21 protein-coding genes are annotated in these 22,049 nt (G+C 70.4%); all 21 read right to left on the bottom strand.

The genetic code is table 11. The annotated features are described in order from the left end of the window. Positions 1-4 precede the first annotated feature (4 nt). Positions 5-1,606: a SpoIIE family protein phosphatase gene (locus IT359_19395; protein ID MCC6931164.1), complete on the bottom strand. Its 1,602-nt coding sequence runs from the start codon at positions 1,604-1,606 to the stop codon at positions 5-7. Beyond that, positions 1,603-2,076 (bottom strand): ATP-binding protein, encoded by a 474-nt coding sequence (locus IT359_19390; protein ID MCC6931163.1) that lies wholly within the window; start codon positions 2,074-2,076, stop codon positions 1,603-1,605. Before IT359_19390 ends, IT359_19395 begins: the two co-directional genes overlap by 4 nt. Positions 2,077-2,201: 125 nt before the next feature. Continuing rightward, the gene (locus IT359_19385; GenBank protein ID MCC6931162.1) at positions 2,202-2,534 is read right to left on the bottom strand and encodes an STAS domain-containing protein; all 333 of its coding nucleotides are present in this window, start codon (positions 2,532-2,534) and stop codon (positions 2,202-2,204) included. Next, on the bottom strand, positions 2,531-3,571 hold the full coding sequence (pta, locus tag IT359_19380) for a phosphate acetyltransferase (protein MCC6931161.1): 1,041 nt from the start codon (positions 3,569-3,571) through the stop codon (positions 2,531-2,533). The genes IT359_19385 and pta overlap by 4 nt, the downstream gene beginning before the upstream one ends. 2 nt (positions 3,572-3,573) lie before the next feature. Continuing rightward, positions 3,574-4,059, bottom strand: a complete 486-nt coding sequence (coaD, locus tag IT359_19375) for a pantetheine-phosphate adenylyltransferase (protein MCC6931160.1) — start codon at positions 4,057-4,059, stop codon at positions 3,574-3,576. Between the two features lie 33 nt (positions 4,060-4,092). Beyond that, on the bottom strand, positions 4,093-4,662 hold the full coding sequence (locus tag IT359_19370; protein MCC6931159.1) for an RsmD family RNA methyltransferase: 570 nt from the start codon (positions 4,660-4,662) through the stop codon (positions 4,093-4,095). Between the two features lie 6 nt (positions 4,663-4,668). After that, the gene (gene recJ / locus IT359_19365; protein ID MCC6931158.1) at positions 4,669-6,432 is read right to left on the bottom strand and encodes a single-stranded-DNA-specific exonuclease RecJ; all 1,764 of its coding nucleotides are present in this window, start codon (positions 6,430-6,432) and stop codon (positions 4,669-4,671) included. A 36-nt stretch (positions 6,433-6,468) separates the two neighbouring features. Continuing rightward, positions 6,469-7,173 carry a hypothetical protein gene (locus tag IT359_19360; GenBank protein ID MCC6931157.1) on the bottom strand — a complete coding sequence of 235 codons (705 nt, stop codon included), beginning with the start codon at positions 7,171-7,173 and terminating at the stop codon, positions 6,469-6,471. Between the two features lie 160 nt (positions 7,174-7,333). After that, positions 7,334-9,346 (bottom strand): DNA primase, encoded by a 2,013-nt coding sequence (locus IT359_19355; protein ID MCC6931156.1) that lies wholly within the window; start codon positions 9,344-9,346, stop codon positions 7,334-7,336. A 52-nt stretch (positions 9,347-9,398) separates the two neighbouring features. Further along, a complete protein-coding gene (locus IT359_19350; GenBank protein MCC6931155.1) occupies positions 9,399-11,792 on the bottom strand; it encodes an endonuclease MutS2 in 2,394 nt (797 codons plus the stop codon). 78 nt (positions 11,793-11,870) lie between these two features. Then, positions 11,871-12,314: a GatB/YqeY domain-containing protein gene (locus tag IT359_19345; GenBank protein ID MCC6931154.1), complete on the bottom strand. Its 444-nt coding sequence runs from the start codon at positions 12,312-12,314 to the stop codon at positions 11,871-11,873. A 36-nt stretch (positions 12,315-12,350) separates the two neighbouring features. Beyond that, entirely contained in the window at positions 12,351-12,692 is a 342-nt protein-coding gene (locus IT359_19340) for a histidine triad nucleotide-binding protein (GenBank protein ID MCC6931153.1), read from the bottom strand. After that, a complete protein-coding gene (locus IT359_19335) occupies positions 12,682-13,518 on the bottom strand; it encodes an RsmE family RNA methyltransferase (protein ID MCC6931152.1) in 837 nt (278 codons plus the stop codon). Before IT359_19335 ends, IT359_19340 begins: the two co-directional genes overlap by 11 nt. After that, positions 13,491-14,312: a 50S ribosomal protein L11 methyltransferase gene (locus tag IT359_19330; protein ID MCC6931151.1), complete on the bottom strand. Its 822-nt coding sequence runs from the start codon at positions 14,310-14,312 to the stop codon at positions 13,491-13,493. Before IT359_19330 ends, IT359_19335 begins: the two co-directional genes overlap by 28 nt. Then, positions 14,309-15,451, bottom strand: a complete 1,143-nt coding sequence (dnaJ, locus tag IT359_19325; GenBank protein MCC6931150.1) for a molecular chaperone DnaJ — start codon at positions 15,449-15,451, stop codon at positions 14,309-14,311. Before dnaJ ends, IT359_19330 begins: the two co-directional genes overlap by 4 nt. Before the next feature lie 16 nt (positions 15,452-15,467). Continuing rightward, a complete protein-coding gene (gene hrcA / locus IT359_19320) occupies positions 15,468-16,514 on the bottom strand; it encodes a heat-inducible transcription repressor HrcA (GenBank protein MCC6931149.1) in 1,047 nt (348 codons plus the stop codon). Positions 16,515-16,524: 10 nt separating this feature from the next. Continuing rightward, entirely contained in the window at positions 16,525-17,778 is a 1,254-nt protein-coding gene (gene hemW, locus IT359_19315; GenBank protein ID MCC6931148.1) for a radical SAM family heme chaperone HemW, read from the bottom strand. Then, on the bottom strand, positions 17,775-19,226 hold the full coding sequence (gene dprA / locus IT359_19310; GenBank protein MCC6931147.1) for a DNA-protecting protein DprA: 1,452 nt from the start codon (positions 19,224-19,226) through the stop codon (positions 17,775-17,777). The genes hemW and dprA overlap by 4 nt, the downstream gene beginning before the upstream one ends. Continuing rightward, complete coding sequence (obgE, locus tag IT359_19305) at positions 19,207-20,250, bottom strand: GTPase ObgE (GenBank protein MCC6931146.1); 1,044 nt, start codon at positions 20,248-20,250, stop codon at positions 19,207-19,209. The genes dprA and obgE overlap by 20 nt, the downstream gene beginning before the upstream one ends. Further along, positions 20,240-20,929, bottom strand: a complete 690-nt coding sequence (locus IT359_19300; GenBank protein ID MCC6931145.1) for a carboxymuconolactone decarboxylase family protein — start codon at positions 20,927-20,929, stop codon at positions 20,240-20,242. Before IT359_19300 ends, obgE begins: the two co-directional genes overlap by 11 nt. 53 nt (positions 20,930-20,982) lie before the next feature. Further along, complete coding sequence (locus IT359_19295; GenBank protein ID MCC6931144.1) at positions 20,983-21,975, bottom strand: asparaginase; 993 nt, start codon at positions 21,973-21,975, stop codon at positions 20,983-20,985. Positions 21,976-22,049 lie beyond the last annotated feature (74 nt).

Here is a 22,049-nt window from a genome sequence, read left to right as displayed (position 1 = left end):
GCGCTCAGGTGCGCGCCACGAGCAGCGTGAGGTCGTCGCGCCGGATCGCCTCGCCGGCGTGCGCACGCAGCGCGCCGAAGACGCGTTCGACGATCACGTCCGGGTGCTCGGTGCGCGTCGCCTTCACCACGTCCAGCACGCGCTTTTCCCCCAGTCGCACGTCGAGGCGGTTGCGCGCGTCGGCAATGCCATCGGTGAAGAGGAGCAGGACATCGGTGCCGGGCGCCCAGGGACGCTCCCTGCCCGAGGGGTGCTGCGCACTCATCCCGAGCGGCGGGTCGAGCGCCGCGAGCCGCTCCACCTCACCGGCGGCGTCCATGACGAAGGCATGCGGATGCCCGGCGTTGGCGTATCGCATCGTCGCGTGCCGCGGGTCCAGAACGCCGTAGAAGATCGAGATGAACATCTCGGTGCTCTCCAGCTCCTCACGCAGCGTGGCGAGCAGGGCGTTGAGCATGACGGCGGGATCGTCGCTGGCCTGCGCGTGGATGGAGGAAGCGCTCATGACGAGCGCCATGATGAGGGCGGCACGATAGCCGTGGCTGGAGACGTCGCCGATCATCACCCCGATCTTCCCATCGCCGAGCCGGAACAGGTGATAGAAGTCGCCACCCACGCTGTCGGCCGGGACCACGCGCGCCGACACCAGCGCCTCGGGCGCAAAGAGGCGCGTGTCGGGGAGGAGCTTCATCTGCAGATCGTTAGCCAGCTGCATTTCCTGCTGCAAGCGCTGCTGGGCGAGCGACGATCGGACGAGGCGCGCGTTCTGGATCGCCGTCCCGATCTGCGTGGCGATGGCGGTGACGAGCTTCTCGTCGCCTGCGCTGAACGGCTCACCCGTGCGGCGTTCGGAGAGGTTCACCACGCCTAACGGGATGGCGCCGTGGGGGTTGGGGTTGGTCCACAGGATCGGGACCGAAAGGAGCCCGCCCTTGCGGTACAACGACTCGGCCTCGCACGGATACTCCCCCGGCTCGAGGATGAGCGCGCGCTGCTCGCGAAACACCCTGGCCGAGACGGCGTGGGGGTCCTGCGTCCCGATGGGCGGGGCGTCGGCGGCCTCGAAGCCGAGCGCGGTCACCACCTGCAGCGTGTCGGTGACGCGATCGTGCACGAGGATCGCGGCGCGGCGCGCTCCCACGGTCTCGCAGATTTCCTCGAGGATGCGCGCCGCCGCCTCCTCCAGCGAGACGGTGCGCCCGAGAATCTCGCTCGTGGTGTAGAGGAGGTTGATCTCCTCGTACCGCTCGGCGAGTTCGTACGCCGCGTGCTCCACCTCCAGCGCCGACTGGAAGAAGTGACCAACGATTGGGAGCAGGAACTCGAGGCAGGCCGCTGGCTCGCTGCGCTGCCCCGTGCAGGGCCCCACGCTGACCCAGGCGCGGCGCGGGCCGGGAACGGCGCCGGCGAGGAGGATCCCGTCGTCCGTCTCGATCTCGGCCGGCGGAGCGCCGGGGGCGAGGAGTTCGAGGACGCGTGGGGCGGCCTCGTTCCACTCCCCGTACTCGGGGACGATGGGAGCCCGGTCGCCGGAGCGCGTCCAGACTACGGCCTTGACGCCGGTCACGTCCTCGAATCGGTCGAGGATGGCGACGAGTTCCCTCATGACCGGTGCAGGGTGAGGCGGACCACGTTGCCGCCGTCGGAGAAGCGCTCCACGCGGTCCATGAGGCGCGTCATGAGGAAGAGGCCGCGACCATCCTCGCGTTCGAGCTGTTCCGGATCGGTGGGGTCGTGGAGGCAGGCGGTGAGGTCGAAGCCGCTCCCCTCGTCGTAGACCTCCATGACGAGCGCCCGTTCATCGATCAGGGCGCGAATCCTCACGCGCTTGGAGGTATCGGCGCCGTTGCCGTAGAGGATCGCGTTGGACAGCGCCTCGGTGAGCGCCACCGGCACCTGCAGGTTGACGGCTCGCGCCGGGAACGCCAGCGCCGCGCAGGTGCGCGCCACCACCCCCACGACCCCCTCGATATAGCGCACGTCGGAGGGGATGCGCACGTCGAGAGGGAGCCCCGGCGGGAGCCCAGTCTCGTCGGGGAGTGAGCCGAAGGCGAAACGATCGGCGGGTTCGGTCATCTCATGAGAAACGCGCGCGGCGCCCCTGGCGTCACGCGCGCACCGCCCGCCGCAGCGGCGAGAGATCGGGGTTGGGACACCGGACGGGGCCGGGACCGTGGCGGCAGGGCGCGCTCGCGCCTGCGCTAGAGCGTCTTGAGCGCGTCGTCGCGATTGACCGAGATCTGGAAGAGCGTATCGAGCTTGGTGAGCTCGAACAGCGTCTTGAGGTCGTCGTTGAGGTTCGCCAGGCGCAACTCGCCGCCCGCCTCGCGGATCTTCTTCGAAAGCGAGACCAGCACCCCCAGCCCTGAACTGTCGATGTACCCCGTCTGGCTGAAGTCGACGAGGAACTTGCGCTCTCCGCGCTCGAGCTCATCGAGCACCTTCTGCTTGAGCTCCTGACGATTCCCGACGATGAGCTGCCCCTCCACGTCGACGATGCACACAGCACCCTGCTTCTTGATTGCAAAGCTCATGCGGATTCTCCAAGGGGTACGCCGCGCCCAGCGGCGGGATTGCGCGCCTGAAGGGCGGTGACCGCAGCCACGTTGATAATGTCGTCGGCTGACGCGCCGCGCGACAGGTCATTGCAGGGGCGTGCGAGCCCCTGCAGGATCGGCCCGATCGCGGCCGCGCCCGCCAGGCGTTCGACCAGCTTGTAGGCGATGTTCCCGGCGTCGAGCGTGGGAAAGACGAGGACATTCGCCCGCCCCGCCACCGCGCTCCCCGGTGCCTTGCGAGCGGCGACGGCGGCCATGAGCGCCGCGTCGCCCTGCAGCTCTCCATCGACAGCGACTCCCGGCGCGCGCTGGCGCACGAGGGCGAGCGCCTCACGCACGCGTTCCACCGACGGCGACGTCGCACTCCCCATCGTGCTGAACGACAGGAATGCGACGATTGGCGTGTCGCCCACGATACGAGCCCGGTCGGCCGCCGCGGCCAGCGCGATGTCGGCGAGCTGCTCCGGCGTGGGGACGGGGATGACGGCGCAGTCGGTGAAGGTGAGGACCTCGCGCTGGTCCGAGCGAAACGGGGCCACGTCCATGTAGAACGCCGAGGAGATGGTCTTCACGCCGTCGGCCGGCCCGATGAGCCAGAGCGCGGCGCGCAGGACGTCGGCGGTGGTGAGCACGCACCCGGCCACGCAGCCGTCCACGTCGCCGTGCCTGACGAGATCGTCGGCGAAGAGGAGCGGCGTCGTGGCCAGCGCCTCGCCCTCCTCGGGTGTGAGCGGACGTCCGCGGCGTCGCTCGGCGAGCGACGCCGCCGCACGCGCGCGGCGCCGGTCGCTGGCCGGATCGATCACCTCGACGCCGATTCCCTCGAGCGCGAATAGGGCGCCGCGATCGGCGTCGCTCGCCGCCACCAGGACGGGGCGAACGATCCGTTCCTCCTGGAGGACGCGGACCGCGTGGAGCACGCGCGGGTCGCCGGACTCGGGAAAGACGATGCGCGCCGGTTGCTGCGAGGCACGCCGGCGCATGGTGTCGAGGAACGGGGGAACGGCGGCCATGCCTAACGGGTCGCGAACTTCTCGCGTAGCGCTGCCGACACCACCGGGTGCACCAGCCCTTCCAGCTTCCCGCCAAAGCGCGCCACCTCGCGCACGAGCGAGGCGCTGATGTACGTGGTATCGAGTGATGGCACCATGAACACGGTCTCCTGCTCCGACGACAGGTGGCGGTTCATGAGCGCCATCTGGTACTCGTACTCGAAGTCGCTCACGGCGCGCAGCCCGCGGATGAAGAGGCGTGCCCCCATCTGGTGCGCGAAGTCCACGAGGAGTCCCTGGAACTGGTGCACCTCGACGCGCGGGTCGTCGCCCACAGCCGTGCGAATGAAGCCCGCGCGCTCCTCGAAGCTGAAGAGCGGTTGCTTGGAGACGTTGATCGCCACGGCGACGATCAGGCGATCGACGAAGGAGAGGCTCCGGCGAATGAGGTCCTCGTGACCGCGGGTGATGGGGTCAAACGAGCCGGCGTAGATCGCGATGCGAGGCATGCGCTCAGAGGTAAGGGGGCGTGACGCGGAATTCTAACCGTCGAGCGCGGACGCGTCAGGCACGAGGTGCAACGCGTGGCGTGGCTGGGCACGATAGAGCGTCACGGCGGTGCCGCCGTAGCTTCGCGTCTCACCGCCCGAGGGCATCGCTTCGTGGACGTCGTGCTCGACGCCGAGGACGCCGGCGAATGGAACGGCGAGCCATGCCTCGGCGAGGCGAGGGGCAAGGGCGAGGTTGTACGGCGGGTCGGCGAAGGCGATGTCGTAGGCGTGCGCGCCGAGGCGTTGCACGAAGCGGATCGCGTCGGTACGGTGGACGTCCAACTCGCCGGCGCCGACGCCCAGCGCCTCGCTGTTCTCGCGGATGGCGCGCAGCGAAGCGGGAGCGATCTCGACGAAGTCACAGTGCGCCGCGCCGCGCGAGAGCGCCTCGAGCCCCAGGGCGCCGGAGCCGGCGAAGAGGTCGACGACGCGCGCCCCGGGGAGTTCGGGGTGGAGGATGCTCATCCAGGCCTCGCGGGCGCGATCGCCCGTGGGGCGCACCCGTGCGTCACGCGGTGCCTTGATGCTTCGCCCGCGCCATCGGCCGGCAATGATGCGCACGCGGCGTTAGGCGCGCACGTCGGCCAGGCGCGCCACGAGGCGCGACGTGCCGCCGTAGCTGTCGCGCTCGAGGCGGAAGGCGACGTCGATGGGGGCGTGCGGCGACAGGGCGCGCGCCAGGTCGCCCATTCCCCAACCGATTGCCTCGAGCATCCCTCCGCTGCGCGCCAGCTGCAACTTGAGCCCCCCCTGCCCCACCGTGCGCGGCACGGTCGCCAGGCGCACGCCACGCGACGACAGGACGGGCGCGGGGTTTCCCACGCCGAACGGCTCGAAGTGGCGCAGCAGCGCCTCCAGGTCGCTCGTCACCGCATCCAGCGGGATCTCCACGTCCACGCGCACGCGCGGGACGAGGTCGTCGGCGGTCAACCGCTCGCGCGCGACGCCATTGAACCGCGCGGAAAATGCCTCGAGCCGATCGCCCTGGATCGTGATGCCGGCGGCGGCGCGATGCCCGCCGTAGCGTACCAGGAGGTCCTGGCACGCCGTGAGCCCGGCGTGCAGGTCGAAGGCGCTGATCGACCGACCGGATCCTTTGCCAAGCCCGTTCTCGAAGGCCACCATCATCACCGGGCGCGCCAGCTCCTCGACCAGGCGCGACGCCACGATGCCGATCACGCCTGGGTGCCATCCCTCGGCCCCGAGGACGATCCCCCACGTCTCGTCCAGGTCGAGGCGGTCGGCCATGCGGCGCGCGGCGTCGAGGGTGGCGCGGTCGAGTTCCTGTCGGGCGCGATTCATCTCCTCGAGCTCGCGTGCGATCCGGTTCGCCTCCCCCTGGTCGCGCGTGAGGAGGAGTTCCACGCCGCGCATGGCGTTCCCGATGCGCCCCGCGGCGTTGAGGCGCGGCGCGAGGATGAAGCCGACGCGCCCAGCGGTGAGCGCCTGGCGATCGAGGCCGGCGGCGTCCATGAGTGCCTGCAGCCCGGGATGGCGCGATTCCGCCATGAGCTTGAGGCCGAAGCGGACGAGGATCCGGTTCTCACCGCGCAGCGGGGCCACGTCGGCGATGGTGGCCAGCGCCACCAGGTCCAGCAGGTGCAACGCCACGTGCTCGCTCGCCCCAAAGGCCTGCAGCAGGGCGATGGCGATCTTGAATGCCACGCCCGCCGCGCAGAGGTCCTTGTCGGGGTAGGCGCAGCCGGGTTGGCGCGGGTTGAGGACCGCGAGGCACGAGGGGACCGGCCGGCTGGGGAGATGGTGGTCCGAGACGATGACGTCGATGCCGCGCGCGGTGAGGCGGTCGATCGCCTCGTGCGCGCTGGTGCCGCAGTCGCAGGTAAGGACGACCGACGCACCCGCGTCGATGGCCGCGCGTACCCCGGCGTCGCCCAGGTCGTAGCCGTCGGTCATGCGGTGCGGGAGAAACGGGACCGCCGTCCCCCCCAGGTGGCGAATGACGCGCACCATGATCGTCGTCGAACAGATCCCGTCGACATCGTAGTCGCCGTGGACGAGGATCACCTCACCGCCGCGGATGGCCCGCGCCAGGCGATCGACGGCCGCATCCATGCCCAGCATTGCGCCTGGCGGGTGGAGCTGCTCGAGGCGCGGGCGCAGGAATCGCTTGGCGTCTTCCGGATCGGCGTAACCACGCGCCGCGAGCAGTTCGCACACCATGGGCGGAAGCTTGAGGGCGTCCTCCAGCGTGTGGACCAGCGTCGCGTCGGGCGCCTGCGGGTGGTGCCATCGCGGCGCGATGCGCGCGCGCGCCGGCGCGGAGGCGGCGTCGCGGGGGGCGGGGCGTGAGGATGGAGCGGGGGCGGTCATGGCCTCACGGTACGCGCGGTCCAGCCAACGTGCGGATCATTCCGTTGCATACAGGAGCATTCCGCACCCCTCGCACAGCTCCAGCGTCCCCTTGGACACCATCTGCGTGCGGCGCTGCACGGGAATTGCCGTGTCGCACGAGCCACAGGCGCCATGCGTCACGGCGAAGACCACCTGCGACCGGCGCCGTGCGCGAATCTTCTCGTACATGCCGCGCATCGAGCCCGGCACACGGGCCGCGGCAGCCGCGCGCTTGCCCTGCGCCTCCGCCAGCTGCACGTCCAGCGCCTGTCGCTCGTCGTGAATGGCGGTGCGCTTGGCGTCCTGGGTGGCGTCGAACTCCTCGAGGATCGCGCGGTGCGCGTCGAGCGCGTTGCGAATGCCGTTCGCCATCTCCTCCGCGTCGCGCAGCCCCTGCTCCCCCTCGCTCAGCATGCGCTTGCCCGACTCCACCTGCTGCGTGGCCGCCGTGGCCTCGCGCATGTTCTTCACCAGGTCCAGCTGGTGCTGGTTGCGTTCCACGCGTTGCCGGTGCTCGGCGACGAGGTGCGCGACCTCGCGCTGCTTGCGCTCGGCGTCGCCCAGTTGCGCCTGGGTGATCTCGACCTGCCGCGCCGCCTTGGCGCGGGCGGCATCGAGTGCGGCCAGTCGAGGGGCAATGCCGTCGATCTGCGCCATGATTCCCTCGACGACATCGTCGTCCGCTTGCAACTCCAACAGCGCTACCAGCTCCGCGTGCACAGGTCCTCCGGGTTCTCGGGCGCGGGGGCGTCCGGCGCCCCACGCCACGTGGGCGTGCGTTCACGTCGTGCGACTACCACCCCGCTCCCTCCCGACCGGCGCGCCGGTGCGTGCACCTGACGGCCGGAGCGCCGGCGTCCGCTGGCGCGATGGCACTCGGCTAGCTGCTGGAGCGGAGCGCGGCCAGCTCGACGATCTGGCGCGCATTCTCCCGCTTCTCCGTGATCAGTGCCGTCTTCTCCTCATCGGTCGCGAGCGAGATGAGGCGATCGATCTCGCGGTTCCGTTCCTGCAGCCGGCGCTCCTCGAGGCGCGCCAGCGAATCCTCCACCGTGCGATCGAGGTTCTGGATCGCGTCCGGCTCGGCCACCAGCTCATCCATGAGCGCGACCGCTTCGGGTGGCAGGCGTTCCGCCACCTGGTCAACGTGCTCATTCGACCCAATGTCGCGCAATGCTTCGAAGATCATCCGCAGTCGCGGTTCTCGAAACGAGTCGCTGCCGAGCCGTTCGAGGATGCGCTCCATTGCCGCGGCCGACCGGAGCATCGCGGTGATGAGGTAGCGCTCCGCGCCAACGGCAACGACCCGTCCGCGCACGGGGCGCGGCGGCGGTTCACGCGGCACGTCGTCGCGCGACTGGAAGGGGCGCCTGAACCTCCCGCGTCCCTTGAACGACCCGCCCGACGACGATCCGCCTCCCGCACGCTCGCCGCCGCGCTCGAAGCCGCGCGGCTGCCCCGACTCCGGTGACCACTCGCGTTGACCGTAGTCGCCGTCCTCCAGCGGCGGCGGCCCGTCGTCGTCCGAGCGCGAGCGTGGCGCGAGCGGCGCGCGCGGGTCGCGCGTGCCGCCGCGGCCCCCGCCTCGCCTAACGTCGAGCGCGGCGGCGGCCCCCTCCTCCACCTCGCGCTGCAGCACGTCGCGCCCCACGTGCGAGACCTCGCTGGCACGGGCGAGGTAGAGGTCGCGCATCACCGGGTCGCGCGTGGCGCGGATGGTGGGGAGGAGCCGGTCGACGGCCGAGCGGCGCCGCGTGAGGTCGGCGAACCAGCCGGCGCGATCGAGGAGCTGGATCTTCCGCTCGAAGACGTCGATGGCGTCCTTGAGCTGCCGCTCCAGCGCGTCGCCGCCGCGATGCTGCACGAAGGTGTCGGGGTCGTCGCCGTCGGGGAGCGAGACCACGCGCACGGTCGCGCCCTCGGCCAGCAGCTCGTCGCCGGCGCGGAAGGTGGCCTTGAGCCCCGCCTGGTCGGAGTCGTAGAGGAGGTAGATGTTCCGCGAGTAGCGCGTGAGGAGCTGCGCCTGCTCGCTGGTGAGCGCCGTGCCTAACGGCGCGACCACCGACTCGATCCCGGCCGCCGCCAGGCGCAACGCGTCGAAGTACCCCTCGACCACGATGGCGCGGTCGGCCTTGCGGATCGCGTTGCGCGCCTGGTGCAGGTGATACAGCAATCGCCCCTTGGAGTAGATCGTCGACTCGGCGGAGTTGAGGTACTTGGGCTCCCCCGGGCCAATGAGCCGCCCGCCAAAACCGGCAATGCGCCCGCTCACGTCGTGGATGGGGAAGATGAGGCGGCTGCGAAAGCGCGGGCGCGGTTCCTCCGTCTCGTCCCGCTTCACCAGGAGTCCCGCCTCGAGAAGTCGCGCGTCGTCGATCCCGATCGAGTTGAGGTAGGCGCGCATGAGCCCGATCTCGCGGGGGGCGAAGCCCAGGCCGAAGCGATCGGCCACGGCGCGTCTCACCTCGCGCGACGCGAGATAGTCGCGCGCCGGTGCCCCCAGGTCGTCTTCCCACAGGATGCGCTGGAAGTACTGCTGCGCCGCGGCATTTGCCTCCCACAGCGGCTCGCGCGGGTCGGGGCCCTCGCGCCGGCTGCGCGTCTCGTGCAGCTCGATCCCGCTCTTCTCGGCGACCATGCGCACCGCCGTGGGCCAGTCGACTCCAAGCCGCTTCTGCAGGAACGAGAAGACGTCGCCCGACTCCTTGCACACGAAGCAGTGGTAGAACTTTCCCTTGGTGGTGGTGACCGAGAAGTTGCGGTTGACGCCCTGATGAAAGGGGCACGGGCCGCGAAAGTTGCCGCCGCGCCCCTTGAGCGGGACGTATTCGCCAATGATGGCCACGATGTCGGCGGCCTCGCGGACGCGCTCGACTTCCTCGTCGGGAATCACGCGCGCCCCTGATGCCGACGCATGCGGTGGTACGCCCCGGCCAGCACGATGGTCACAGCTCGGCGATGGTGACGCCGGCGCCGCCTTCGTTCCACAGCCCGAGGCGGAACGACTTCACGCGCGTGTCCTTGCGCAGCATCTCGGCCACGCGGTCGCGCAGCGCTCCCGTCCCCTTGCCGTGGATGATGCGCATGGAGCGGAGGTCGGCCCTGATGGCGGCGTCGAGCGCGGTGAGGAGCATGTCGTCGATATCGTACATCCGCTGGCCGCGCAGGTCGACCTCCGTGGGGACATGTTCTTCGGGGAGGTCGCCGGTAAAGGCCACCGCCGTCGCGGCGGGACGCTGCTCCGGGGCGGCGCGGCGCACCAGGTCGCGCGGGTAGGCAAGCTTCATGGAGCCGAGGGCGACGAGGACGTCGGTGGGTCGCAGCTCGAGGACGCGCGCCACCTTGCCATCCAGCGGGAGCACCTGCACGTAGTCGCCAGCCGCAAGGGGCGCCTCGTCGCGCGCGCGCGGGGTGCGTCGCTGCCGGTTGGTCGCCTCGCGCTCGAGCTGCTCGATACGGTCGCCCTGCTTCGTGGCGAGTTGCTCCACCTGCTGTCGCGCCGTGCGCGCCGCTTCGTCGAGCGCCGCGTCGTCCTTGCGCTTCCGCAGGTCGCGGATGGTCTTCTCGATGGTGCTGCGTGCCTCGAGCAGGTACTTCCGCGCTTCCTGTCGCGACTCGCGCTCCAGGGTGCGCTCGCGCTCCCGCACTGCCTTCTCTCGCTCGGCCAGGCGGTGTGCCCGCTCCTGCGCATTGGCGAGCGACGCCGCCACGTCGCGCTCGCGCTCGGCGAGCTGCGTGTCGCGCGCCTCGAGGCTCTGCAGCAGCGCGTTGACGTCGCGCTCCACCTGGGGAATGCGTTCCTCGGCGCGCGCGAGGACGTCGTCCGGGAGCTGCAACCGGCGGGCGATGCTGAGGCCGTAGGAGCGCCCGGGGATTCCCTTGATGAGGTGGTACGTCGGGGCCAGCGCCACGGCGTCGAACTGCAGCGAGGCATTCACAACCCCGCCCACCTCGGTCGCCAGCTCCTTGAGCGCCCCCAGGTGCGTCGTGGCCACCGTCATTGCCCCGCGGGTGGTGAGCGCCTCGAGGATGGCGCCGCCTAACGCCGCGCCCTCGAGGGGATCGGTCCCCGACCCCAGCTCGTCGATGAGGACGAGCGACTGGTGTGTCGCCGAGCGCAGGATCTCCCCCAGGTTGCGGAGGTGGGCACTAAACGTGGAGAGCGACGCCTCGATCGACTGCTCGTCGCCGATGTCGGCAAAGACGTCGTCGAAGATCGCCACCTCGCTCTCGTCACCGACCGGGGCCGGGATCCCCGCCTGGAGCATGAGCGACATCAGGCCGAGCGCCTTGAGCAGGACCGTCTTCCCCCCCGTGTTGGGGCCGGAGATGAGGAGCGTCTTCTCGGCCGCGTCCATCTCGAGGGAGAACGGGACGACCGGGACGCCCTGCGCGAGGAGGAGCGGGTGGCGCCCGTCGAGGATGCGGAACCCGGTCCCCGCCGGGCGCAAGCGCGATTGTCCGCATGTCGCGGCCACCGCATAACGAGCCCGGGCGGAGAGTGCGTCGAGGATGACCAGCGCCTCGAGCGAGTCCCGCATGAGCGGCTGGTCGGGACGGATGCCGTCGCTGAGCGCCAGGAGGATCCGGTCCACCTCGCGCTGCTCCTCCGACTCCAACTCGCGAATGCGGTTGCATGCCTCGATGGCGGCTGGCGGCTCCACGAAGACCGTGGCCCCCGTCCCCGAGGTGTCGTGCACGATGCCCCCCACCGCCCCGCGCCCCTCGCGCCGCACCGGGATCACGAAGCGCCCGTTGCGCACCGTGACCGAGGCATCGGGCACCTGATGGTGCCCCTCGAGGCGATGCATGATGCGCTCGAGCAGCGACACCAGCTCGCCCTGCGCGCTCCGCAGCTCGCGCCGCAGGCGCCGCAGCGCCGGCGACGCGTCGTCGCGCACCGAGCCATCGACGTCGAGCGCGCGCTCGATCTCCTCCTCCTGCTTGCGATTGGCGTGCAGCCGCTCGCGCAGCGGCGCCAGGACAGACAGCGCGACGGCCGGACGACGGGGCGAACGGAGCGCATCGGCCGTGAGGCGCGACGAGCGCAACAGCACCCCCGCCTGCTGCAACTCGCGCCCGTCGAGGCGCGTCCCCTCGATGCGAAGTCGCGCCAGCGCACGCTCCACGTCGGGAATCGGCAATGGCGCCCACCCTTCCTCGCACGTGACGATGGCCCGCATCGCCGCCACGCGAAGCAACTCCCGCTCCGAGCGTTCGAGTGTCGATTCGGGAACGAGTGCACGCACGCGCGCCCCCCCGGCCGACGACGAGGCAAAGCCGGCCACGACGTCGAGGACCTTGTCGAACTGCAGGACGGCGAGGGCGTGCGCGTTCATCTCCGAATCACTCCGAATGGGGCGTCCCCGGACGGGGCGCCAGCAGGCGCGCGGCGAAACGCCGGCGCGAGGCGTCGCTCAGCCGAGTGCGGCCAGCTCCTCGCGGGCAATCGCGCTGATCGTCCCTCCCTCGGCACGCCCCTTGAAGGCCGCCATGACCTTGCCCATGACCGCGCCCACATTCGCCGCCCCGCTCGCGATCGCCGTGCGTACGGCGGCGCGAATCTCGTCCGGATCGACCTGCGCCGGAAGATAACGCTCGAGCATCACAACCTCTGCCGCCTCCTTCGCCGCGAGCTCCGGGCGACCGCCCCTCTCATACATCTCGATCGACTCGCGGCGCTTCTTGATCGCGCGTCGCACCACCTCGATCGCGTCGTCGTCGGTTACCGCGCGCCTGAGCTCGAGCTCGCGGTTCTTCATCTCCGAGAGCAGCGTGCCAATGAGGAGCGTGAGCGCCTTGTCCTGCGCCTTGCGGGCCGCGGTGAGTTCCGACTGGACGCGTTCAAGGAGCGTTGACATGCAAATCCGCCTCGTGAGATGTGGTGCGCTCGACGATCATCCGGGGGGCCAGTGCATCGCGCGCCCGCCCATCACGTGCGCGTGCAGGTGAAAGACCGTCTGGCCGCCGTCGCCGTTGGTGTTGAGCGTCACACGGTAACCCGACTCGGCGATCCCTTCATCCCGCGCCACGCGCGCCGCCATCAACAGGACCTCGCCGGCCAGCGTCGCCGAATCCACCTGGTTGAGGGAGGGGACGTGCTCGCGCGGAATCACGAGGATGTGCGTCGGCGCCTTGGGCGAGATGTCGCGAAAGGCGATGCAGTGATCGTTCTCGGCCACCTTCGTTGCCGGAATCTCGCCACTCGCGATCCTGCAGAACAGGCAATCAGTCGCCACGTGTCGCCTCGGTGGCGGCTCGGACCGCCGGTTGGTGGGATGTGTCGTGCGCGAAACGCACCGTGGATGCGGGGACAGGTGCAGTGGTGAGCGCACCTGCCTGGATGGCGCTGCGCGCGACAGCCAATCCGGCGAGCGCCGCCGTCTCGAAACGGAGCACGTGTCCGCCCAGCGCAGCGCGCTCAAAGCCGGCAGCGTCGAACTCCTCGAGTTCCTCGTCCTCCAGGCCACCCTCGGGCCCCACGGCCACCGTAACCGGCGGCGTGACGCGATGACCGAGCATGGCACTCCCGGCGGCGTCCAGCACGAAGCGCGAACCGCTCGGGAGCGCCCCCAGGGCGCGGGAGAGCGACGCCTCGGGGTACATCGCTGGAAGCCACGCCCCACCGCACTGTTCCAGCGCCGCCGCCATGCGCGCCCGGAGCTTTCCCGCAAAGGTGGGTCCCTCGCCGCGCGGCTTCACGCTGCGCGAGCGGCGGTAGAGCACCGGGCGCCAGCTCGTGGCGCCGAGCTCGGCGCACTTCTCCGCCAGCCACAACATGCGGTCGCGATCGGCGATGGGCACCAGCAGGTGCACCGGCGGCAGCGGCGGCACGTGATCCACGCGTTCCACTTCGACCGTTGCCGCCGTCCTGGTGATGCGGACGAGCGTTCCCTCGGCGCGGTTCCCCGCCCCATCGAGCATCGCGACGCGCGAGCCGATCCCCAGCCGCCGCACCCGCACATGGTGCAGCACCCCATCGCCTAACGACGCGGAGACGCCGACGGCGAACGGCTCGTCGGGGACGTAGAAGGTCGCTACGCCCGGGCGATCGAGATGCTCCACCAGGCCTCCTCCACGATCTCGTTCACCAGGCGCCAACCATCGGAGTGCAGCGCCTCGAGCATGAACTCCTTCTCCTCGACGAGGATCCCCGCCAGCACCGCGTGCCCGCCCGGGCGCAGCGCCGACCGCATGGCGGGGAGCAGCTCGACCAGCACCGACGAGATGATGTTGGCCACGATCACGTCGACGGGGGCGATGAGCGGGAGGAAGACGGTCGCGTCGCCCTCGAACACATGCACGACCGCTTCCACGTCGTTGCGCCTGACGTTGTCCTCGGCGTTGGGAATGGCATCCGCGTCGTACTCGATGGCGAAAACGCGCGACGCGCCGAGCCGGGCGGCGACGATCGAGAGCACGGCACTCCCCGCGCCCAGGTCGGCGACGACGAGCCCGGGGTGCACCAGCTCCTGCATGAGGCGCGCGGCGCCGCGCGTGGTCGCGTGGTCGCCGGTGCCGAACGCCATCCCCGGATCGATCACCACCGTGGTCGCCGCGTCGTACTGGTCGGCGAGCCATGTGGGAGCGATGACGAGCCTGCCCACCTGCTGCGCGTGGAGCTTGTCGCGCCAGTGCACCGACCAGTCGACCGGCTCGGTGGCCGAGGTCTCGCAGGTGGCGCCGGGGACGGCGGCTTGCACCTGTCGGATGACCGCGGCGACGTCGGCCTCGGGGGGGAAGTGCGTGACCAGCGTTGCCCCGTCCTCGTGCACGCCTTGCGCCCCGGCCGCGAACAGCGCCGAAGACGCCGCCTCCAGTTGACCCGGCGCGCGGACCCGCAACGAGGTCCAGGTCACGCGCCTAACGCTTCCTTCATCTTGGTCCAGAAGCCCTTGGCGCGCCCCTGCTCGGGCGGCGCGCCTTGCAGCTGCTGGAGCCGCTTGAGCAGCTCCTCCTCCTCGCGCGACACGCCATCGGGCGTCCACAGCTGCACGCGCACGTGCAGGTCACCCACGCCTGACGAGTTCACGCGCGGCAGCCCGCGCCCGCGCAGGTGCAGCACGTGCCCGCTCTGCGTCCCCGCCGGGATGCGCACCGACATCGTCGCCGTCACCGTCGGCACGTCGACATCGGCCCCCAGCACCAACTGCGGGTACGACACCAGCACCTCGGTGTACAGGTCCTCACCGTCACGCTCGAAGCGCGGGTCGTCCACCACCTCGAAGACGACGAGCACGTCGCCGCGCCCGCCGCCGCGCGGCCCCGCATTCCCCAGCCCGCGCAACGTCATGTACTGCCCCGACGACACACCCGCCGGGATCTGCACCGGAATGGTGTGCTCCCCGCGCACCCGCCCCTCGCCCTTGCACTTCTTGCAGGGCGCCGTGATCACGACCCCCTCGCCCGAGCACATCGGGCACGGGACCACCGAGACAAACTGACCAAAGAAGGAGCGCTGTGCCCGGCGCACCTCGCCCGAGCCGGCGCACGTGTGGCACGTCTGCGGCTTGGTCCCGGGCTCGGCACCGCTCCCGGCGCACTTGTCGCACGCATCGAGGAGCTTCACGGTGAACGTCTTCGTCACGCCCGACGCCACCTCGGCCAGTGTAAGCTCGACGGTGATCTTGACGTCCTGGCCGGTGCGCGCCCCCCCGCGAGGCCGCCCCCCCTGCTGGAAGAAGTCGCCCAAACCTGAAAATGCGCCGAAATCCTTCATGAAGATGTTCAGCGCTTCGCTCAGGTCCACGTGGTGGTAGCCCCCACCACCCGCCGCGCCACGCAACCCGGCCTCGCCGTACCGGTCGTATGCCGCGCGCTTGTCGGCGTCGCGCAGCACGTCGTACGCCTCGGTGATCTCCTTGAACTTCTCCTCCGCCTCCTTCGAACCGCCATTGCGGTCGGGATGCCACTTGGTGGCCAACCGTCGGTAAGCCTGCTTGACCTCGTCGTCGGACGCACCACGCGCGACGCCAAGCGTCGTGTAGAAATCGGCCATGAATCCGTCGGCTGCCTTAATGAAGAATGTCGGAGACGAGGAGCGACGTGTGCCGCACCAGCGCAATGACCTTGTCGTACGGCATGCGCGTCGGGCCTATCACCCCGATCACGCCGTTGAGCGCCCCCACCCGGTACTCCGCCGTCACGATCGTGAAACTCTCGAGCCGCGGATCGCCATGTTCGTTCCCGATCGTGATCGAGATCCCCGGCGACGCCGAACGTCCGCGCAACAGCTGCCCCAGCTGCGCCCGCGTCTCCGTGAGCGCCAGCAATCGGCGCATTCCCGCCCCACTGCTGAACTCCGGCTGCTCGGCAAGCACCGACGCCTGCCCGAGCACCACCCCTTCGTCATCACCCGCCGCCGGGACGTCGAACAGCGTCTCCCCTTCCTGCACGAAGACGTTGAGCAGCTCGTGCACGCCCGCACGCCCGCCAGAGTCGCGCAGCCGCTCGCCTAACGTCGCGCGTATCGTGCGCAGCGACAGCCCCGCCAGTCGCTCGTTGAGGACGAGCATCACCTCGGCCACCGCCGACTCGGCGATCTGCGAATCCACCTCCACGAAGATCGTCCGCATCGCGCCGCCGCCCAGCGTCAGGACGAGAAGGAGCCGCTCGTTGGAGACGCGGATGAGCTCCAGCCGTTGCAGCACGGCGTTGTCGAGCTTCGGGCCGAGCGCCACCCCGAGTTCCTGCGTCACGATCGACAGCGACTGCGCCGCCTTGCGCAGGATCGCCTCGATGGCCGACGCCCCGCCGTGCGACAGGTGCTCGGAGATGCGATCGGCCTCGGCGCGCGAAACTGATTGCGCATGCATCAGCGAGTCGACGTACAGCCGATAGGCGATGTCGGTGGGAATGCGCCCTGCGGAGGTGTGGGGATGGTAGAGGTACCCCTTCTCCTCCAGGTCACTCATGGTGTTGCGAATGGTGGCCGGCGAAACGCCGAGGCCGAACCGCTTGGAGATGGTGCGTGACCCGGCAGGCTCCGCCGTTTCGACGTAGCTCTGAATGACCGCCTCGAGGACGCGCCGTTCGCGGTCCGACAACTCGGGTGACGCCATAAGTCCAAACCTAGTAACGACTTCGATGCTCAGTCAAGGCAGCGACAATGGCATCGAGGCGAAGCCAACCGTGCGGCGTCAGCACCAACCGTTGCTCACGCAGCTCCCCCCACCCCTCCGCGATCCAGCGCGACACCAGCGGTTCGTCGCCTTCCAGCATCGGCACTCCCTGCAGCGTCCGCAGGCCAACGTACACCTCCTCCAGCGCCCGTTGCTCCGCCGTGAGGGTCTCCGAGCCGCCAATGGGGTCGCGCTGCACCATTGCCGTCGTGCGCCAGGGGACGAAGTCGCGCACGTTCCATCGGCGCGTGTCGCCGTCGAATCCGTGCGCCGCCGGCCCGAGCCCGAGATACGGGACGCCCCGCCAATACGACGAGTTGTGACGCGACTCCAGCCCGGGCGCCCCCCAGTTCGACACCTCGTAGTGCAGGTAGCCCGCCGCCGCCAATAGTTGGTGCGCGAGGAGAAAGTCCGCTTCGTAGCGCTCCTCGCTCGCGTCATGCACCCCGCCGCGCGCACGCCATCGCGAGAGCGGTGTCCCCTGCTCCACCGTGAGCCCGTACGCGGAAATGTGCGCCGGTCGAAGCGCGATGGCCTGGTCGAGGTCCTTCCCCCAGTCCCGCGCCAGTTCACGTGGGAGGGCGTAGATCAGGTCGAGCGACCAGTTCGTGATCCCCTGCTCCGCCAGCGTTCGCGCCGCGGCGTGGACCGCGGCGACGTCGTGCGTGCGGTGCATCCACGCCAGGACCGAAGCGTCGAAGCTCTGCACGCCGAGTGAGACGCGATTCACGCCGGCCTCCCTCCACGACGCCACGGCGGCCGGGGTTACATCTTCGGGATTGGCTTCCACGGTGACTTCGGCGCCCGGCGCGAGCGCCGCATGACGCGTGACGAGCGCGATCACGCGCGCTACCCCTTCGCCCCCCAGCCGTGAGGGGGTGCCGCCGCCGAGATAGAGCGTGTCCAACGCGGGAAGCGTTGCACCGGCGTCGTTCGGTGCACCGAAGCGCGCGCGCAGTTCGTGCGCCAGCGCGGCAACGAAGTCATCGACCGGGACCACGCGCCGCACGGCGATCGAAAAGTCGCAATACGAGCAGCGGCGCGCGCAGAACGGGACGTGCACGTACACGTGGCGATACGAAATGCCGTCCGGCGTTTGCAGGCGCCCTGACAAACTGTGCGATGCCAGCGCCGCGTCGCGACCCGCTACGGTCGACGCGTCGCTCGCGTGCTCGCTCGCGCGGTGGCTCGCGCGGTCGCTCATCGCGCTGCGCCCGCGCGCCACTCCAGCGACCGGTCCAGTCGCTGGACCATGCCGACGGCATCGACCTCGACGAGTCCAACCAGCGACAGCGTGGCGAGCGCCGTGGCCACCTCGCGCGGGGCCATCGCACAGGCGCGCACCAGGTCATCGCTCCCTTGCGGGCCGTGCGCGAGGACCTCCAGCAGCCGCCCCTCCGGCGAGCCCGGATCGCCGGACCAGCCGGTCGCGACGGAACCCGGCGTTCCCGATGCCGACGTCACGCCGCCGTCGGCGGTTGCGCCTGGCGAGGTGCCGCCCTCGCCCGCAGGTGCCGAGGCCGCGCCGCGCACCGGCGTGAGGCGCAGCCCCTGCGACAGCACGCGTGGCGACAGCGCCAGCAACGCCATGAGGTCGTCGAACGAGGCGATGCAGTGCTTGCCGTCGCGAATGAGCTGGTTGGTACCTCTCGACATGGGTGAATCGATGGGACCGGGAACGGCCCCCACCGGGCGGTTGATCTGGTCCCCTCGCTCGGCGGTGACCAGCGCTCCCGACGGGAGCCCCGCTTCGACAACGAGCACGACGTCGGCCAGCGCGGCAATGATCCGGTTGCGGTTGGGGAAGGCGCCCTTGTGCGCTCCCCTTCCCGGCGGGAGTTCGGAGAGGACCAGCCCGTCGCGCGCAATGCGCGCGTGCAGCGCCGCGTGCGCGCGCGGATATGCGACGTCGACCCCCGTCCCCTGCACCGCGATCGTGGCGCCGCGTGCATCGAGCGCCCCCAGGTGCGACGCGGCGTCGACACCGGCCGCGAGCCCGCTGACCACGCAGACCCCGTGCTCGGCAAGACGCGCCGCGAAGCCGCGGGCCACGCGCAGGCCGTACGACGTGGCGTGGCGCGACCCGACGATGGCCACCGCGGGGCGGGCGGTCATCGACAGGTCGCCTAACGTGTAGAGGAGCGGTGGCGGGCTCTCCAGGTGGAAGAGCGACGGCGGATACGCCGGGTCGACGAAGGAGACGATGCGAATGCCGCGCCCCTCGCACGACTCGAGGAGCCGTTGCACGCGCCCCACCAGACTCGCGCGCTCGGCAGCGTCGGGGACCAGGGCGCGAAGGACGGCCGACGGCGTGGGCGACGGTGTGGGCGACGCCGCTGGCGTGTCCGCGAGGCCACCGGCAGCTGCAACAGGCCGATCGTCGGCGCCGTTCGTCACGTGTAGCGCGCCACCCGCCGAGTCGGGCGCGTCCGCCGAGCCACCGGCGGCAGCACCCACCGTTCCCGGCCCCTCGCCCTCCTCCCGCTCCCTGCCGCGGAACTGAATGGAGATGCGCGCGGCGCCGAGTCCGCGAATACCGGTGAGCGCAATGGCCGCGATGCGCTCGTCGGGCGTGATGGCTGCGGAAAAGACCGGCGCCCGCCGCTGAACGCGAACGCTCCCGGCGCCCCCGTCAGTGGTCGACGTCGTCACCGTCAGCCGCATCCCCTGCACGCACCGGGCGCCGCTCGCTCGCCTTGCGCATCTCCAGCAGCTGCGTCCACCACGCGGCCTTGAGCGCATCGAGCCCTTGACGCGCCGCCGCGCTGATGGAGAAGAGCCCGAAGGCAGTCGGCGCCTGGATCTCCGGGATGTATGCCTCCCCCAGCAAGTCGTGCTTGGTGAAGATCACGCAGTGCGGCTTGCCGGCGAGTTCCGCCGAGTACTGCTCGATCTCGTGCCGAAGCTGGTCGTATTCCCCCTGCCAGTCCTCGGCGTCCATCGGAATGAGGAAGGCGAGGAGTCGCGTGCGCTCGATGTGGCGGAGAAACTGGAGCCCGAGCCCGCGCCCCTCGTGCGCCCCTTCGATGATTCCCGGAATGTCGGCAACCACAAAGGTGCGGTGGTCACTGAGCGCCACGACGCCCAGGTTGGGCTGGAGCGTCGTGAAGGGATAGTCGGCGATCTTGGGGCGTGCCGCGGAGATGACGGAGAGAAGCATCGACTTCCCGGCGTTAGGCTTCCCCACCAGCCCCACATCGGCAATGAGCTTGAGCTCCAGCTCCAGCGTGCGCGCCTCGCCCTCCTCCCCCGGCTGCCATTCGCGCGGCGACTGATGGGTGCTGGTGGCGAAGAAGGTGTTTCCCTTCCCCCCGCGCCCACCCTTGGCAACGACGAGTTGCTGGTCGTGCTCGAGGACTTCGCCGAGATAGGCGCCGCTGTCGTGGTCGCGAATCGTCGTCCCCGGGGGGACAGGGAGGATGAGGTCGTCGGCCGAGCGTCCGGTCTTGTTGCTCCCCATGCCGTGCTGCCCGCGCTCCGCCGTCCACTGGTCGCGGTAGGTGTAGTCGAGGAGCGTGGCGAGGTTACGATCGGCCTTCACGATGATGTCGCCCCCGCGCCCGCCGTCGCCGCCGTCGGGCCCCCCCATGGGATAGAACTTCTCGCGCCGGAACGAGACACACCCCGACCCACCGGTCCCTGCGGCCACCTTCACGACGACGAGATCAATGAACATCCTGGTGCACCACGCGTTCGAGGAGCAGGCGGTAGCGCGCCGGATTCTCCGGCGCCATGAAGTCGGTGACCGCGGCGAGCACCCCCGCCACTTCACCAGCGGGGGCCCCCGCGTTGAGCGCCCCGCGGAGATGGGCGTGCAGCTGGCGGTCCTGCCCCGCCGCGGCACACGCCGCCACGATGCACAGCTCGCGGCGCCGCAGGTCGAGCTGCGGACGCGAGAGGACCTTTCCGTACCCTTCCACGATCATCCACGCATCCAGCGCCGGGTGCAGTGCACGAATGTTGTGACGCAACCGCTCGTACGTCGCACCATAGACGACGCGACACGTCGCCTCCCCCGCTGCGTGCCACGCCGCCGCATCGGCGAAGCGCTCGCCGTCGTCGGAGGCGGGTGCGACGCGTCCCGACAGCCGCCGCCACTCGCGTGCCGCGTTGAGCGTACGCGGGAAGCCGGCAAAGAGGTACGACTGCAGGATCACCTCCTCGACCCACTCCGCGGGAACCACGGAATGCGCGTGGGCCAACGCAGCGCGCACCGCCGGTTCGCCCCCCGCCGCAACGGCCGCCGCCAGCCGCACGAGCGCGACGTGTGTTGCATCGAGTCCCGGAATCGTAGGCAGGGGGAGCGCCTCCCCCGTCATCATTTCGTTCCGCTCGGTACCATCCGGTTGCATCATCGCGGTGGCATCATCGAGGTGACATCATCGCGCGCGGCATCTTTGCCCGTCCCTCATCCGTCGACGACGCGCACCTCGCCCACCACCTCGCTGCGCGTGTTCTTCACCTTGGTGCGCGCGAACTCCTGCAGGCGCGGCGGGAGCGTGTCGGGGAGGGCGCCGTGCAGCTGGAGCAGCTTGAGCAGCGCCGGATACTGCGCGCGCGTGGCGCCATCCTCGACCTTCACCACCATCCCCACCCCCTGTTCGAGCAGCGCCGCGGTGTGGATTCCCTCGGCGCCGATCTTGGCAATCACGCGCCCCGAGGTCTCCTCCACCAGCATGCTGTCGAAGCGGTCGGAACCGCCAAAGAGCATGGGGCGCGTGCGAATGGCCCGTGCGATCCGCGAGGGAAGCTCGTCGCCGCGCGTGGCGCTGGTAGCGAGCATCGCGTACGAGCGCGCCATGTTGGCCAACGGGAGCCCGAAGACTACAACGCCGCAGCCGTCCACCGCGCGGTCGATCTTGTCGGAAGGGACACCGGTCCACCGCGCGACGCACTCGAGCACCGACGCCTGGACAGGGTGCCCATCGCGCTCGTAGCCGTGCGTCGACCATCCGGACACGTGGGCGCGGGCGAGCATGGCCGCGTGCTTCCCCGAGCAGTTGTTGTGCAGGCGTCCGGGGGCGTGCCCGGCCTCGCGCGCGATGCGCGCGCCGCGCCGCGACAGCGGTTCATGCGGCCCGCACGCCAGGTCCCCTTCCTCCATGCCGATCGACTCCAGCATGCGGCGGGCGACCACCACATGTTCCGGCTCGCCGCCGTGCGACGCGCAGGCGAGCGCCAGCTCGTCGTCGCCCCAGACCAACTCGTCAAAGCCGCCCGTCTCGAGGAAGGGGAGGACCTGGAACGGCTTGGCGCACGAGCGCCACGGTGAGACGAGGAACGGATCGCGCGCGCTCCCGATGAGTCCCGCCGAAGCATCCCAGACAGCGGCGTGCACCCGGTGCCGCGACTCGATCGCGGAGCCGCGAGACACGACGACATCGAGTTGGTAGGAATGCATCCGATCGCGCATGGGAGGGACACCGGGCGAGCCGGTGGCGGGAGGTGGTGCGGAAGATAATCGGCGCACTGCAC

It is taken from the genome of Gemmatimonadaceae bacterium, assembly GCA_020852815.1.
GTDB lineage: Bacteria > Gemmatimonadota > Gemmatimonadetes > Gemmatimonadales > Gemmatimonadaceae > SCN-70-22.
Note: the sequence above shows the minus strand (reverse complement) of the source record. Positions and strands in the feature narration are given on the sequence as shown.